The organism is Streptomyces cyslabdanicus (assembly GCF_052663305.1).
Window position 1 is genome coordinate 1 of record NZ_JBQRUW010000006.1, and the last position, 15,454, is coordinate 15,454.

13 protein-coding genes are annotated in these 15,454 nt (G+C 68.7%); 9 read left to right on the top strand and 4 right to left on the bottom strand.

The window, feature by feature from the left end; genetic code table 11:
- Positions 1 to 283 precede the first annotated feature (283 nt).
- The 4 genes from rplU (at position 284) to ACTYVM_RS04150 (ending at position 3,782) form a co-directional block, all read left to right on the top strand.
- Positions 284 to 604: a 50S ribosomal protein L21 gene (gene rplU, locus ACTYVM_RS04135; RefSeq protein WP_030749991.1), complete on the top strand. Its 321-nt coding sequence runs from the start codon at positions 284 to 286 to the stop codon at positions 602 to 604.
- A 14-nt stretch (positions 605 to 618) separates the two neighbouring features.
- Complete coding sequence (gene rpmA, locus ACTYVM_RS04140) at positions 619 to 873, top strand: 50S ribosomal protein L27 (RefSeq protein ID WP_030051735.1); 255 nt, start codon at positions 619 to 621, stop codon at positions 871 to 873.
- Positions 874 to 986: 113 nt separating this feature from the next.
- Positions 987 to 2,423 carry a GTPase ObgE gene (gene obgE, locus ACTYVM_RS04145; RefSeq protein WP_445524591.1) on the top strand — a complete coding sequence of 479 codons (1,437 nt, stop codon included), beginning with the start codon at positions 987 to 989 and terminating at the stop codon, positions 2,421 to 2,423.
- 552 nt (positions 2,424 to 2,975) lie between these two features.
- Positions 2,976 to 3,782 carry an acyltransferase gene (locus tag ACTYVM_RS04150; protein WP_445524592.1) on the top strand — a complete coding sequence of 269 codons (807 nt, stop codon included), beginning with the start codon at positions 2,976 to 2,978 and terminating at the stop codon, positions 3,780 to 3,782.
- On the opposite strand, the gene ACTYVM_RS04155 is transcribed toward ACTYVM_RS04150, so the two are convergent.
- From ACTYVM_RS04155 to ACTYVM_RS04165, 3 genes are read right to left on the bottom strand one after another with little or no spacing between them, the layout of a single operon-like run.
- The gene (locus tag ACTYVM_RS04155; protein WP_445524593.1) at positions 3,771 to 4,943 is read right to left on the bottom strand and encodes an NAD-dependent epimerase/dehydratase family protein; all 1,173 of its coding nucleotides are present in this window, start codon (positions 4,941 to 4,943) and stop codon (positions 3,771 to 3,773) included. The genes ACTYVM_RS04150 and ACTYVM_RS04155 overlap by 12 nt on opposite strands.
- A complete protein-coding gene (locus tag ACTYVM_RS04160; protein ID WP_400025202.1) occupies positions 4,940 to 5,656 on the bottom strand; it encodes an IspD/TarI family cytidylyltransferase in 717 nt (238 codons plus the stop codon). Before ACTYVM_RS04160 ends, ACTYVM_RS04155 begins: the two co-directional genes overlap by 4 nt.
- A 3-nt stretch (positions 5,657 to 5,659) precedes the next feature.
- Positions 5,660 to 7,204: a CDP-glycerol glycerophosphotransferase family protein gene (locus ACTYVM_RS04165; protein WP_445524594.1), complete on the bottom strand. Its 1,545-nt coding sequence runs from the start codon at positions 7,202 to 7,204 to the stop codon at positions 5,660 to 5,662.
- Positions 7,205 to 8,281: 1,077 nt separating this feature from the next.
- Between ACTYVM_RS04165 and ACTYVM_RS04170 the strand changes: the two genes are divergently transcribed.
- Positions 8,282 to 11,059, top strand: coding sequence for a CDP-glycerol glycerophosphotransferase family protein (locus tag ACTYVM_RS04170; RefSeq protein ID WP_445524595.1), 2,778 nt, complete (start codon positions 8,282 to 8,284; stop codon positions 11,057 to 11,059).
- Between the two features lie 114 nt (positions 11,060 to 11,173).
- Here ACTYVM_RS04170 and ACTYVM_RS04175 read toward each other — a convergent pair whose 3' ends face one another.
- Positions 11,174 to 11,470 (bottom strand): hypothetical protein, encoded by a 297-nt coding sequence (locus ACTYVM_RS04175; protein ID WP_445524596.1) that lies wholly within the window; start codon positions 11,468 to 11,470, stop codon positions 11,174 to 11,176.
- A 249-nt stretch (positions 11,471 to 11,719) separates the two neighbouring features.
- On the opposite strand from ACTYVM_RS04175, the gene proB reads away from it, so the two are divergent.
- From proB to ACTYVM_RS04195, 4 genes are all read left to right on the top strand, one after another.
- A complete protein-coding gene (gene proB / locus ACTYVM_RS04180) occupies positions 11,720 to 12,826 on the top strand; it encodes a glutamate 5-kinase (RefSeq protein WP_445524615.1) in 1,107 nt (368 codons plus the stop codon).
- A gap of 174 nt (positions 12,827 to 13,000) precedes the next feature.
- Entirely contained in the window at positions 13,001 to 13,429 is a 429-nt protein-coding gene (locus ACTYVM_RS04185; RefSeq protein WP_445524597.1) for a DUF8830 family protein, read from the top strand.
- A 59-nt stretch (positions 13,430 to 13,488) separates the two neighbouring features.
- Entirely contained in the window at positions 13,489 to 14,775 is a 1,287-nt protein-coding gene (locus ACTYVM_RS04190) for a glutamate-5-semialdehyde dehydrogenase (RefSeq protein WP_445524598.1), read from the top strand.
- Positions 14,776 to 14,866: 91 nt separating this feature from the next.
- Positions 14,867 to 15,430: an SCO2584 family spore wall biosynthesis protein gene (locus ACTYVM_RS04195; RefSeq protein WP_445524599.1), complete on the top strand. Its 564-nt coding sequence runs from the start codon at positions 14,867 to 14,869 to the stop codon at positions 15,428 to 15,430.
- The last annotated feature ends 24 nt before the right edge of the window (positions 15,431 to 15,454 follow it).

The following is a 15,454-nucleotide window of genomic DNA, read 5'->3' on the forward strand; positions in this document are numbered from 1 at the left end:
AACCGAGGACGGGGCTCCCTCACCAGAACCCCCCGTTGGGGCATAGGATTGGGCCACGCGGCTGTTCCCGGCCCGCGCGCACCCCGCGGGGCCCGGTTTGACCCCTCAGGCCGGGCCCCGTAATCTTGACCGTCGGCGTGTTCACTGTGCGCGCCCCATTCCCGTAAACCTCTTCCTCCCGGAGACAGGCCCGCACGGGCCGTGACCGGGAGAGGCCGTCCGCTTGTGTCGCAGGGCTGCTGGACTGCGGGGATGCCGTTCCGAGCGAGAGAGTGAGATCCGCGTGTACGCCATCGTGCGCAGCGGTGGTCGCCAGCACAAGGTTGCTGTCGGCGACATCGTTGAGGTTGACAAGATTTCCACCGCCAAGGTTGGCGACACGGTCGAGCTCTCGACCCTGCTCGTTGTCGACGGCGACGCTGTGACCAGCGACCCGTGGGTGCTGGCCGGCATCAAGGTCCAGGCCGAGGTCGTGGACCACCACAAGGGCCAGAAGATCGACATTCTGCGCTACAAGAACAAGACCGGCTACCGCCGTCGGCAGGGCCACCGCCAGCAGTACACGGCGATCAAGGTCACGTCGATCCCCGCGGCTGCGAAGTAAGGGACTGAGGAGACATGGCACACAAGAAGGGCGCATCGTCCACCCGGAACGGTCGCGACTCCAATGCCCAGCGGCTCGGCGTGAAGCGCTTCGGCGGTCAGGTCGTCAACGCTGGTGAGATCCTGGTCCGTCAGCGCGGCACCCACTTCCACCCGGGCGCGGGCGTCGGCCGTGGCGGCGACGACACGCTGTTCGCGCTCCAGGCCGGTGCGGTGGAGTTCGGCACCAGCCGCGGCCGCAAGGTCGTGAACATCGTCCCGGTCGCCTGATCGGGAGCTTTCGCGAGGCGGACCTCACTTCCCCGGCGGGAAGGCGGGTCCGCCTTTCGCGTGTTACGCAGTAACCACATCCGTACGTATGCGCAGTGCTGGAGGCACCCACCATGACCACCTTCGTGGACCGCGTCGAACTCCATGTCGCCGCGGGTAACGGAGGCCACGGCTGTGCCTCCGTGCACCGGGAGAAGTTCAAGCCGCTGGGCGGCCCTGACGGCGGCAACGGCGGGCGCGGCGGCGACGTGATGCTCACCGTCGACCAGTCCGTCACGACGCTGCTCGAGTACCACCACTCCCCGCACCGCAAGGCCACCAACGGCAAGCCCGGTGAGGGCGGCAACCGCTCCGGCAAGGACGGCGAGGACCTGGTGCTGCTGGTGCCGGACGGCACGGTGGTCCTGGACAAGCAGGGCAACGTGCTCGCCGACCTGGTCGGCCACGGCACGTCGTTCGTCGCCGCGCAGGGCGGCCGGGGCGGCCTGGGCAACGCGGCGCTGGCCTCCGCCCGGCGCAAGGCGCCCGGCTTCGCGCTGCTCGGTGAGCCGGGCGACGTGCAGGACATCGTCCTGGAGCTCAAGACCGTCGCCGACGTGGCGCTGGTCGGCTACCCGAGCGCCGGCAAGTCCTCGCTGATCTCCGTGCTGAGCGCGGCCAAGCCGAAGATCGCCGACTACCCCTTCACCACCCTGGTGCCCAACCTGGGTGTGGTGACGGCGGGTTCGACCGTCTACACCATCGCCGACGTGCCCGGACTCATTCCGGGCGCCAGCCAGGGCAAGGGCCTGGGCCTGGAGTTCCTGCGCCATGTGGAGCGGTGCAGCGTGCTCGTGCACGTGCTGGACACGGCGACCCTGGAGTCCGACCGTGACCCGGTCTCCGACCTCGACGTCATCGAGGAGGAGCTGCGGCAGTACGGAGGCCTCGACAACCGTCCCCGCATCGTGGTCCTGAACAAGATCGACGTCCCCGACGGCAAGGACCTCGCGGAGATGGTCCGGCCCGATCTCCAGGCGCGCGGCTACCGCGTCTTCGAAGCGTCGGCGGTGGCCCGCACCGGGCTCAAGGAGCTGTCCTACGCGCTCGCCGACCTGGTCGCGAAGGCGCGGGCCGCCCGTCCGCAGGAGGAGGCGACCCGGATCGTCATCCGGCCCAGGGCCGTCGACGATGCAGGCTTCACCGTCACCCGCGAGGACGACGGCCTCTTCCGCGTCCGCGGCGAGAAGCCCGAACGCTGGGTGCGGCAGACCGACTTCAACAACGACGAGGCGGTCGGTTACCTCGCCGACCGGCTCAACCGCCTCGGCGTCGAGGAGGCGTTGATGAAGGCCGGCGCCCGCTCCGGCGACGGCGTCGCCATCGGACCCGAGGACAACGCGGTCGTCTTCGACTGGGAGCCGTCGGTGACGGCGGGCGCGGAGATGCTCGGCCGCCGTGGCGAGGACCACCGATTCGAGGCGCCGCGTCCGGCTACCCAGCGCCGCCGCGACCGTCAGGCGGAACGCGACGACGCCCAGCACGAGTACGACGACTTCGAGCCGTTCTAGCCTCGGGCTTTCCTGGGCCGGCGGGCCGGCGACGCCGGGGGGAAGTCCCCGGCGTCGAAGCCCAGTGGTGGAGGCGGTGGGCGATCCCGGCCGCAGCCGGCGGGTCGCGACGGTCGCATGAGCGGTGGCGGGAGCCGTTGTCGGTCAGCCTTCGCTCGACGGTGATACCAGCTTTTGTGGAGAAGGTGTGGGCCCGTTGCGAGAAGGCGGTGACGGTTTCCATTGCGGTGGGGTACAAGGGCCTTTCTGTCGTGCGGTGTGGATGTCGCAATCCACACCGAGTCAGAAGGCCCTCACCCATTTCAAGATCCGTCAGCCGGGACCTGCGTCCCCGATCTCCGTGGACAGAAGGCCTGGACCGAGTTGGACTTGCGTTGCACGGCGCCAAATGTTTTCGATCCGGAAGCCCATATTGTGGCCGGCGACCGGGTCGATCAGATGAATGCTCAGTAAGAGGGTCGTCTGATAGCTTGAGCGCGAACCCAGAGGCTGGAACGGAGGTGCGAGGGCTGGTCCGGCCTTGACCCGGTCGAGGGCACACCCTCAGACACGATGCTGCAACTGCACAAGCTCGAGCGTTACAAGGATGATCAGGGAAATCAGATCGTCTACGACGGCGAGATCCGTGAGGAAAAGATCGATATCCGGTTCAAGGGGTCGAACAATACACTCACCATCAGCCCCGAGGCGGACATCAAGGATCTGCTCATCACCTTCTCGGGAAACAACGGACAGATCGAGATCGGTCCGACCACGAAGAAGCGTGCAGGTCTCCGCTTCGAGCTGCGCTGCGGGCACGAGTCCCGGATCTGGATCGGCGAGAACGTGGGCTGCGCCGGCCGCACCTTCATCTCCGCCGTCGAAGGTGTGTCGGTGTCGATCGGTGACGACGTGATGTTCGCCAAGAACATCGAGGTGCGTGGCGACGACACCCACCCGATCTACGACGTGCGCACCGAGAAGCGCATGAACCCGTCCCAGTCGATCGTCGTGGGCGAGCACGTCTGGATCGCGAAGCACGCGGTCGTGATGGGCGGCGTCACCATCGGCAACGGCTCGGTGATCGGCTTCCGCTCCATCGTCACCTCGTCCATCCCGAACAACTGCGTCGCGGTGGGTGCACCCGCGCGCGTGGTGCGGCGGAACATCGCCTGGGAGCGCCCCGAGGTCGTGCCGCGTCGCCCCAACGAGCAGTATCCGCGCAAGGGGGAGAAGTCCCCGAAGTACTGGAATCTCACCGATGAGGCGGCGATCTTGGTGACGCCGCGGACCGAGGCGCGATGGCGGCGGCTGGCCCGGCGCCTCCCGAAACCGGTACGGCGGCTGGCCCGGAGGCTCCTGCCCTCCTCAGGAGCCTGACGCGACCGGTATCGGCCCGACAGCAGATCGCCTCGGCACGGACCTTCGTCCGTGCCCCTCCCACCCTCCTCTTTTTTTTTTTTTTGTTTTTTCCCCCCCCCCCCTCGATTCCAGATGGGTCACCATGCGGTTCAGCCCGACGGGCAGGTCGACCACCGGGCGCCAGCCGAGAGCTGCCAGCCGCGCGCTGTCCAGGCCCTGCTTCTTGGTCAGGCTGTAGGAGCGCGCGTCGGACTCGTTGCTGAACCGCAGTCGGAGCCCACGCTCCGGGCGCACCTCGGTGAACAGCTCCGCCAGACGCCGGATGGAGACCAGGCCGGACGGGTCAGCGACGTTGTAGGCTCCCCGGTCACCGCGGAGCAGCGTATAGAACAGTCCTGCGATGGCGTCGGCCACGTAGGTGTAGGTCCGCACGCCGGAACCGTCGCTGTTCAGCACGATGTCCTTGCCGGCCACCACGTTCGCTGCGAAGTCGGCCTGCACCCGCCCGTCGTCGAGCGCCATCCCCGGCCCGTAGATGTGACCGAACCTGACGATGTGACAGTCGATGTCGAATTGTGCCTGGTAGCTCGCGCAGATCGTCTCCGCGGCACGCTTGCCCTCGGCATAGCAGGCCCGCGGGTTGAGGATGTCGAACCCGCCATAGCTCTGCTCGTCGATGAGCTCGGTCTCCGGAGGCTGGGCGCCGTAGACCTCCGCTGAGGACATCAGCACGAATCCGCGGCCGGCCTTCGCCACGCAAAGGTCGAGCAGGTTGAAGGTGCCCTGCAGATTCGCCTTGATCGTCTTGACCGGTTCGCTGCCATGCAGGGCGGGCCGCGCGGCGCTCGCCCCATGGATCACGTAGTCGACGGGGCCGGGCAGCTCGAGCGGAGTCGACACGTCCTGGACGACGAGGTGAAAGTCCGGGCGGTCGAGCACATCGGCGAGCAGACGCCTGGCCTTGTCCTCGTTCCGCACCAGGCCGTGCACGGAGATGCCCAACCCGTGCCGGTCATTCAGCGCGAGCAGGGTGTAGACGACGTACGACGGCAGCATGCCGCTGGCGCCGGTGACCAGCACGGTGCGGCCGGCAAGCTCACTCCACGGCAGGTCACGGTCGAGGATCTCATCGAGGTCGTGCGCAACGACCGGACTGGAGACGGTGGTCACTGAACTCACGTACCTACGATCTGCTGGTTCTCGATGATCTCGAAGAACGTCCGGCACAGGTAGAAATCCTCGGCCGTCGTGATCTTTATGTTGGAGCGGGGGCCGACCACCCGGTAGATCTTCTGACCGTACCGGTGCATGAGGGAGCACGAGTCGATGCTGTCGTGCTCGTCCTCGGCAACCGCCCGGTCGTACAGCGAGAGGATCTGGCCGAGCCAGAAGCTCTGCGGGGCCTGCGCGGCGTAGATGTGGTCGCGCGGGATCACATCGTCGATGTGCTCGTGCTCGCTCGACACCACGGTCTCGTTGAACTTGGTGCAGGTGATGGCGGAGCCGTGCTCCTTGACGGTGTCGATGTTGGCGCTGATCAGCTTCGCGTCGATCAGCGGCCGCACGCCGTCGTGAATCAACACGACGGAGTCCTCGGGGCAGTCCGCGGCGACCGTCTTGAGAGCGTTGTGCCGCGATTCCTGACCGGTCTTGCCGCCGTCGACGATCCACCTGACCTTCTCGATCTCGTACCGCTTGAGCAGCTTCATCAGGTGCTGGCGGTATTCGGGAAGGATCGCGATGGCGATTGCGTCGATATCGGGGTGCGCCTCGAAGTGCTCGAGGGTGTGGATGATGATCGGCTTCCCGTGGATCTCCAGGAACTGCTTCGGGAGGGCGCGGGAGTTCATCCTCGAGCCGATGCCGCCGGCGAAAAGCAATGCGATGTTCACAGGTCATGCCTCCGACTGGTCGCTGAGCGGTTGGTCGCCCACCGCCGTGTCGTCAGGGGCGAGATCGAGCCACCGGCGATCGCCGCCCGTCTTTCTGTCATCGGGGTCGCCGAGCACCAGCCAGTCGATCACCCGGTCCGCCGAGTTGGTGTCGACGAAGTCGAAGTTCTCCCTCCGGAACTGCTCGACCTTCTCGGTGTCGTAGTCCTCGTCCCGCAGGGCCTTGAGCAGCTCGTCGAAGGTCACGCAGATCTTGCCGGGAGCGACGGAGTCGTAGTCCCGGTGGAATCCGCGGATCACCGAATACGTGTCCTTGTCGTACGCGTAGAACAGGATCGGCCTGTCGAGCAGCGTGTACTCGTAGATGACGGACGAGTAGTCGGTGATGAGGACGTCGGTGACGTGCAGCAGGTCGTTGGTGTCCGGGAACGACGCGAAGTCCAGCAGCCGGTCGGAGTATTCCGCGGGGATCGGCACGGGATCCGTCACAAAGTGATGCATTCGGAAGAGCACGACGAACTCGTCCCCGCAGAACTCGTAGAGCTTCGCGAAGTCGATGCGGTCGTAGTCGTAGTGCGCGTCGCTGATGTTCTTTCCGCGGAAGGTCGGCGCGAACAGCACGATCTTCTTGCCCTTGAGCTTCGGGTTGGCGGCGAAGAAGTCCTCAGTGACCTTGCGGGAACGCTCCTTGTCGAGGAACGTGTCGATGCGGGGCAGACCGGTCGGCACGACCGCCGATTCCTCGATGCCGAACGCCTCGGCGTACACCGGCACAAGATGCTCGGAGCCGGTGATCACGTACGTGTATTTGCGGTGGGCGTTGGTCAGCTTCGGTGAACCGTATCGTCCGAACCGGCTGTAGCCGACCGACTTGAACCCGCTTCCGGCGTGCCAGAGCTGGATGATCTTGGTCTTCGGGGAAATGCCCAACTGCGCGAGGAGCCCGAAGTAGTCGTCCATCAACACGATGTCCGACGTCGCGAGCAAGTAGATGAGGCGGATCGTGCTCCACTTGTTGGCTGTGCTGGGTATTCGGAACGAGTAGCGGAACGAGTACTTCTTGTCGAGGTCCCGCTCGATCATCCGGTCATGGACGCGTGCCAGGTTGCCGCCGAGGCCGGTGCGCATTTCGGAGGCGAACAGGATCCGGTTGCCGCGCCATCGATTCAGGCGGAGCGAGAGCGAGTAGATCTGGTTGGCGAGCTTGCGGCGCCGGGCCCGCGGCAGCACCCACAGTCCGAGTCGCTTGCCAAGCGGCTTCTTCGGAGCCTTGCTGGGCGTCTTGCTCGGCCCGGCGCTGCGGAACAACTGGTACGTCCGCATGACGAACTCGGGGCTCTCTTCGTCGTCCGAGAGGCCGAACGCGATCACGTACGCGGAGCGGTTGCGGTCGTAGAGGAAGGTGCGGGAGTCCACGTCGAGGCGGTCCGCGGCTTTGAGGTCGAAGCCCGCGGCCGGCAGCCGCTTCTCGCCGGCCACCGGGACGATCCGCCAGGAGCCGTTGGGCACCTGGCGCCGGTCCTGGAAGTTGGTGACGTTGATCTGCAAGCAGTGCTGTTCGGCGTCAATTTGCCGAGAATTCACCAGGAACTCGCGCTCACCATCGACAATCAGGAAGCGGAGCGTACTAGGATCTCCAGTGAAGTCAGAGACGACCGCTGTGAGACTGAGGTGTACGCGTTCCCAGGAAATCGCTGCTATCGAGCAACGTGGCATCGTCTTCCTTCCGTCCGTGAAACCGCCGCGCAACTGTGAGGCCTGCGCGACGGCAACGGCGCCTGCCCGCGCCAGGTGGGGCGACTGTCGGAGCATAGCGCACTGACTCACGGCACCCGTAAGCCGTGACAGGGGCCACCGTCCCAACACGGGTGGCTGATCGGCGTCGTCGAGGGTGCCGCGCGCACCTTTCTCATCTCCGTCGCCCTCCTTATCGGCTCGCAGGGCCAGGATCCGCACGGTCGTGCCGTGTTGGTACCCGTGGATGATGCCGCCCAGGCGTTCGTTTCTGTGCATATAGATATAGAGGAGAGCGATCCTGCCCCGGATCGGTGATCTCCTGGGGCAAGGGGTGCGGCAGGGTCCCTTGCAGGATTGAGCTTCGTCCGGTTCGCCCGAGTGGCATGGAAATGGACAGAGTGTCCCTGTTCGGCTGGGGCCTGTGCCGCCTGCTGGTCCAACTCGACGGTGCTGCCCTGGACCAGGCGGTGGGTGCCTTCCTCTCACCGCCCGCGCCACGCCGGACAACTTCGGGCTGCGGGCAATCGCGGCCGACGGGAAAGTGTTGCGCGGCTCGTGCACCGCCACCATCCCGGCCGTCGCCCTGCTCGCCGCGACGGACCACACCGGAAGCGTCCTCGCTCAACCTCGCCATCGGCATCCATCGCCAGGACGGCCACACCGACATCGCCGCCGCCCTCCGCCAGGCCGCCCGCGACTGCCACCGCCCCCTGGCCTTCCTCGGTCTCACCGGATGAACCCGTCGACAGCGATGGGAGCACCCTGCGGTCACGGGGGCATGTCCGCATGTGCCCGCACTGTTATCACACGGAGCGTGCGGTAAACGAGTGACTCCGTTAACGTGCCATGACTTGGATTTTACTGGCACGTTAAAGAAGGGCGTTGCTCATGGCGCAGTCTCTCGCCGATCTCGCGTCGGCAAGAGTACGGGGGTTCTTGCGATTCTTTCCCGAGAGCTCGCAGGCGGAGCGCGAGGAGTTGCGTGCCACGGCGCGGGAACTGCTCGACATCCACGGCGAGGGGGTGCTCACTGACCTCCCTCCGCTCGAGCGCGTCATTTGGTATCTCGCTGCCGAGGGGCGCGCCGAGGATCTTGTCGAGGTGGTCCGGCACCAGCGCAGGGACCCGGGCGCCTTCCTCGTGGCAGGCGCCCGGCGACCCCGGCTGGTGCTGCCGGGGCTGCGGGGCCTGGCGCTGCCTGAACGGATCGCCGCGCTCACGCGTCGCGACTTGCCGGTGACGGCGCAGCTCACCTCGGTCGGCTGGCGCGGCGACGATCTGGTATGGGAAGGGTACGCGTTTGCCGCGAACCTGCCGCGTGCATCGGGCCGCGCCATCGGCCGATTCGCGGTGCTGAAGAACGACGAGACCGGCCGTCGCGTCAGACTGCCCATGCGCCGCACTCGCAGCGAGCAGGCCACCGTCGCCTCCGGACAGGCCCTGCACTGCTACGACCACACGGGCTTCGAAGTCGTCGTTTCCGCTCGTCGGCTGCGCGAGCTCGCCGGGCACGGTGCCGGCCAGTGGTTCCTGCAAGTCGGGATCCTGGGTCCGGGCGGGACCTACGGCGCGCGGGTGCGCCAGCGCGACGCGGGCGCGGCCGGGCACAACCAGGTTCGTCATCTGGCGGACGGCTCACGTCTCGTGGTCGGCTTCACCAAGAATGCCGTGAGCATCACGGTGCAGCAGCCCCCTGTCGAGGTCGAGTCCTGCACCGTCGCGGACGGCGAGTTGCGACTGGTCACCAGGGCGCGGAGCGGAGCCAAGACCCCCACCGCCGTGACCGTCGTCGCAGGCGACACCAGACTCGACAGCCCGCTCACTTCCCTGTCCGGTTCCCCTGACGCGTTCCGGCGCTACCAGTCGGTCTTCAGTGTTGCCCAGCTGGCCGCGAACGACCTGCCGGGAACCAAGACCCGGGAATTCAAGGTGAGCTTGAGGGGAGCCGACGGCCGGGGCCAGGCGGCCCTCCTCGCCGAGGGCTTCACGACCGGCAGGCACCGGCTTGCCCCCGGCCGCGAGTTGGCCGTCCACCGCGACGGGCCCGGCAGGCTGGTGCTGGCAACGCGAGCCGTCCGACCCGTGGTCGACACGATGACCGTGACGGGGTCGGGGGAGCTGGTGCTCGAGGGTACGTATCCCGGTGAGGAAGCGGCCGGGAAGAAGGTCATCCTGCGGCACGGGGTCCGCTTCGAGGAGAAGGAGCTGCCGGTCGAGCTTGCCGACGGGCGGTTCACGGTCCGGATCAAGCCCGAGGCGGCCCCGCAGGCGCACGGTCCCGAGCTGCCCCTGTGCCCCGGTCGCTGGTACCTGTACTTCCGCGACGCGGACGCCTGGGACAAGTCCGGGGACGTCCCGGTGACCTTGCGTCCGGAGCAGGTGCAGGAGCTGCCCATGTGCTTCAGTGGCCCGCAGCGTACTTACACCGTGGACCGCCGCCACTTCGACCGCATCTTCATCGAGCCGGAACGGCTGCTCGGCCCCGGTGAGCACGGCGCCTACCGGCAGCGCATGCTGTGCGAGGCGTACTTCCACGAGCAGCGCGAGCTCCCCTTGCGCGACGCGGTGCTCTACATGAGCCTCAGCGGCAAGCAGTTCTCGGACTCGCCGCGGGCGGTCTACGAGGAGCTGGTGCGCCGGGGGGTCGACGTCGAGCACATCTGGACCCAGGACGGGGGGCTGCCCGAGATGCCGGCGGGAGCGCGTGTGGTGGGCCGTGGCAGCCGCGAGTGGTACGAGGCACTGGCGCGCAGCCGCTACGTCGTCGTCAACACGACGGTGGGCGATTGGTTCGTCACCCGCCCCGGGCAGCGGGTCGTGCAGACCTGGCACGGCACGCCGCTGAAGAAGATCGGCAAGGACCTCCAAGGCACTACCAAGTCGAATCCCGCCTATATCGCCAGCCTGCCGCACAGCTACCGGCAGTTCGACTTCGTGGTGTCGCCGAACGCGTACACCACGGAGATCATGCGCAGGGCGTACACCATCGAAGGGGAAATGCTCGAGAGCGGTTATCCGCGCAACGACGTCTTCCACGCCCCCGACCGCGACGCGCGGGCCGCCCGGGTCAGGGAGCGGCTCGGCCTGCCCGAGGGCAAGAAGGTGGTGCTCTACGCTCCTACCTGGCGGGAAGACCAGAAGCACGCGAGCAAGCTGTACAAACTCGATCTGCGGATCGACCTGGCCGCGGCCCAGGCCGAACTCGGTCAGGACCATGTGCTGCTCTTCCGCAAGCACCCGAGGGTCCATGACAACGTACCGGGTGCCGGCCAGGGCTTCGTGTGGGATGTCACCCGCTACCCGGACATCGCCGATCTGTACCTCGTCGCCGACGTGCTGGTCACCGACTACTCCTCGGCGTTCTTCGACTTCGCGCACTCGGGCAAGCCGATACTGTTCTTCACCTACGACCTGGAGCACTACCGGGACACGCTGCGCGGCTTGTACTTCGACCTCACCACCCGGGCGCCCGGCCCGCTGCTGGAGACCTCCGAAGACCTGGTCAAGGCCCTGCGCGACGTCGATGCCGTCGAAGCGGACTACCGGGAGAAGTACGCCCAGTTCATAAGGGACTTCTGCGAGCCCGGGGACGGTCTCGCGACAGCGCGGGTCGTGGACCGCATGCTCGTCGGCGGACCGCACGCCGCAGCTTCGACCGACGGCTGAGCGTGCCGCGCAGGGCCGGGCGGGACCGGCCCTGCGCGGATGTGACGCGCGGCGCGTACGCACGCCGCTGTGGCGGCAGCCCGCCCTCGCCCATCTCGCTACGCACCCATCTCGCTACGCGCCCAACTCGCTTCCGTCCGAGCGGAGTTGTCCTCGAAGCTGAGCAGCCAGTGCGAGTCGGGCGCCGGTCGCGACGCCGGGCGGCAGGCTGGTGATCAGGCAGACGCGTTCGATGGTGGGCTTGCCGGTGGTGAAGTCCTGCCTCCAGCAAACGAGTTGGAGGGCCTGCTTGGCGTCGGGGTGGTCGAGGTGGGCGAAGGCGGCGGGCTTCAGGCGCCGGATCTCGTGACGGTGGTGGGCCCGGGCGCGGTCGTGGTTCGGCTCCGTCTGGCAGGGGTGGCGCCACCGCACGGCTGAGCCGGCTGCGGCGAAACCCGGTAAGGGCGAGGACGGGGCCTGGCGTCGGCCAAGGCCGGCGTCGTGCGGTGGGCAGGCAGCCGCGAGCAAGAGCAGGAGAAGGTGTCCGGGCGAGAGCAGTCCGTGTGCTGGACGAATGCGCGGTGACCACTCCGATTCACGTAGATTCGGCACGTGGACATCGGCGTGCAGCCGCAGGGACGCGAGGAGACGGACAACAAGGTGCCAGGGGCAAGGCAGACCGTGTGCGAGGCCCGCAGGATCGTCGTCAAGGTGGGGTCCTCGTCACTGACCACCGCCGAGGGCGGGCTGGACGCCGACCGGGTCGACGCCCTGGTCGACGTCCTCGCCAAGACCAGCGGCAGTGCCCACAAGGAGATCGTCCTGGTCTCCTCGGGCGCCATCGCCGCCGGCCTCGCCCCGCTGGGCCTGCGCCGCCGCCCCCGCGATCTCGCCCGCCAGCAGGCCGCGGCCAGCGTCGGCCAGGGCCTGCTCGTGGCCCGCTACACCGCCTCCTTCGCCCGCTACGGCATTCGCGTCGGCCAGGTCCTGCTGACCAGCGACGACACCAGCCGCCGCGCCCACCACCGCAACGCCTCCCGCACCCTCGACAAGCTGCTGGCGATGGGTGCCCTCCCGGTGGTCAACGAGAACGACACCGTCGCCACCGACGAGATCCGCTTCGGCGACAACGACCGGCTCGCCGCGCTCGTCGCCCACCTGGTCCACGCCGACCTGCTGGTACTGCTGTCCGACGTGGACGGCCTCTACGACGGCGACCCGAGCAGGCCGGGCACCTCCCGGCTGGCGGAGATCCGGGGCCCCGGCGACCTGGAGGGCGTCGAGATCGGCAGCGCGGGCAAGGCCGGCGTCGGCACCGGCGGCATGGTCACCAAGGTGGAGGCGGCCAGGATCGCGGCCGCCGCCGGCATCCCCGTGGTGCTCACCAGCGCCGTCCACGCCGCCGACGCCCTGTCCGGCGGCGACACCGGCACCTACTTCCACCCCACCGGCAAGCGCTCCGCCGACCGGCTGCTGTGGCTGCAGCACGCCTCCGCCCCGCAGGGCTCGCTCACTCTCGACGACGGCGCGGTCCGCGCGGTCGTCGAGGGCCGAAAATCGCTGCTGCCCGCCGGGATCGCCGCCGTGGAGGGCGAGTTCACCGCCGGCGACCCGGTCGAGCTGCGTGACGGCGCGGGGCGCGCGGTGGCCCGCGGGCTCGTCAACTTCGACGCCAAGGAGATCCCCCGGCTGATCGGCCACTCCACCCGGGAACTCGCCCGCGAGCTGGGACCGGCGTACGAACGTGAGGTCGTACACAGGGACGACCTGGTGCTCCTGGAGCCGTAATGCGCCGAATCGTCCGGCCACCCGGGTGCCGAAGGTGGGGGACGTTCCGTAAAACCGCCCCGCGGAGCCGTGCGGCCTGTTCCACTTTGAGGCAGGGACGCATTCCGCATGAGCGGGACCGGCGATACCAGCGGTACCGGCGATGTCAGCGAGCGCTGCGTGAAGGAGGACGTCGTGAGACGAGTGCGCCCTGGGGCGGCGACGTCCCGCGGTGGCCTGACGAGCGTGGCGACCCAGGACGGCTGCGAGGAGCCGCGGGACCTGCCCCGGCTGTGGCACGTCACGCTCAGCGTCTCCGGTGCCCGGGCCCCGCTGAACGAGGTGCGGCGCGGCCTGGAGCAGCTCGCTCACGACCACCCCTTCCTGCTGACCAGCCGGTACGCGGGCGACCACGCCGAGGTCCGCTACTGGGAGGAGGCCCGCGACCTCCACGACGCGGCCGCCGTCGCCCTGCGCCTGTGGGGTGAGCACCGGCAGAGCGCCCGGCTGCCGCCCTGGGAGATCGTCGGCCTGGAGGTCATCGACCGCGAGACCTACCACCAGCGCCTCGCCGAGGGGTACGGAGCACCGCCGGCGACACCGGTCGGGGTCCATCCCTTTTGACCCGTCTCGGGGTGTGGGACAACCGGTGGTCGCACCTCCCGGCGCACTACCCTTCCTTCATGACGACGCTCTCGCCGTACGACTCGATGTCCCCGGTCACCCAGGCCGCGTACCGCGCCAAGGCCGCCGCCGCCGACCTCGCGCCGCTGCCGCGAGTGGCGAAGGACGACGCCCTGCTGGCCGTCGCGGACGCCCTGGAGGTCCGTACCGGCGAGATCCTCGAGGCCAACGCCAAGGACGTCGCCAAGGCCCGCGAGGCCGGCACCAGCGAGGCCATCGTCGACCGGCTCACGCTCACCCCCGAGCGGGTGCGCGCCATCGCCGCCGACGTGCGGGACGTGGCGGCGCTGCCCGACCCGGTCGGCGAGGTCGTCCGCGGCAACACGCTGCCCAACGGTCTCGACCTGCGGCAGGTCCGCGTCCCGCTCGGCGTGGTCGGGATCATCTACGAGGCCCGCCCGAACGTCACCGTGGACGCCGCCGCCCTCTGCCTGAAGTCGGGCAACGCGGTGCTGCTGCGCGGCTCGGCCTCCGCCTACGAGTCGAACACCGCCCTGGTCCGGGTCGTCCGCGATGCCGTGGGCGGGGCGGGGCTGCCCGCCGACGCCGTGCAGCTGGTGCCCGGCGAGAGCCGCGAGAGCGTGCGCGAGCTGATGCGCGCCCGCGGCCTGGTCGACGTGCTGATCCCGCGCGGCGGCGCCTCGCTGATCCGGACCGTGGTGAACGAGTCCACCGTCCCGGTGATCGAGACCGGCACCGGCAACTGCCACGTCTACGTCGACGCGCAGGCCGACCTCGACACGGCCGTCGACATCCTGATCAACTCCAAGGCGCAGCGGCCCAGCGTCTGCAACGCGGCCGAGACCCTGCTGGTCCACCAGGACATCGCCGCCGAGTTCCTGCCGCGCGCCCTGGACGCGCTCGCCGAGGCCGGGGTCACCGTCCACGCCGACGAGCGGGTCATGGCCCACGCCAAGGACTCCCGGGCCACGGTCGTCGAGGCCACCCCGGAGGACTGGGAGACCGAGTACCTGTCCTACGACATCGCCGCCGCCGTGGTCGACTCCCTCGACCGGGCCGTCGAGCACATCCGGCTGTGGAGCTCCGGGCACACCGAGGCGATCGTCACCACCTCGCAGCAGGCCGCCCGCCGCTTCACCCGACTGGTCGACTCCACGACCGTCACCGTCAACGCCTCCACCCGCTTCACCGACGGCGGCCAGTTCGGCTTCGGCGCCGAGATCGGCATCTCCACGCAGAAGCTGCACGCCCGCGGCCCGATGGGTCTGCCCGAGCTGACCAGCACGAAGTACATCCTCACCGGGGACGGGCACACCCGGCGCTGACGCTGTCCGGCCCCGTGGCGGCGTGTCTCGGCAGGCGGATGAATTTCCATACCGTCTGCCCAAATTGACCCCTCAGGTCTACTCTGGATGCGTGCCGGAGGACGTGGGGGGTACGCCGTTCCCTGACGGCTGGGAGCCCGACGACGACCACGACCGCGGGGTGTCGGACGAAGAGTTCGCCTCCGTGGTCTTCGACGAGGCCTTCGTACGTGCGGCCGTGATCCACGAGCCGACCGCCGTCGAACGCCTCCTGGCCGCCGCGCAGGCCAGAGCCGAGGCCTCCGAGGCGGAGGCCCGCCGCGCCCACGCCAGGGGCGAGCTCCACGAGGACGGGTACGGACCCGGCCTCGGCCCCGACCACCCCTACGGCGACCTGGACGACCCCGACGTCCTCGAAGGCCGCCCCGGCGCCCCGGGGACCTTCGGCAAGCAGGTCCGCTGGCACCGCCCCGTCGCCTGGGTGCTCGCCCTCGTCATGGGCATCGGCATGGTCGCCCTGGCCTTCGCCGCGGTCTACCGGGGCGGCTCCTCGGGCAGCCGGGACCAGGTCCCGCCGCCCGCCTCGACGGGCCTGGAACAGGGCAGCGCGGCGGCGCCCTCCGCGTCCGCCGACTACTCCCAGCCACCCGTCTCCGCGGTCCCGCGCACGCCCTGACGGCGGGGCGGCGGTTCTGGTGAG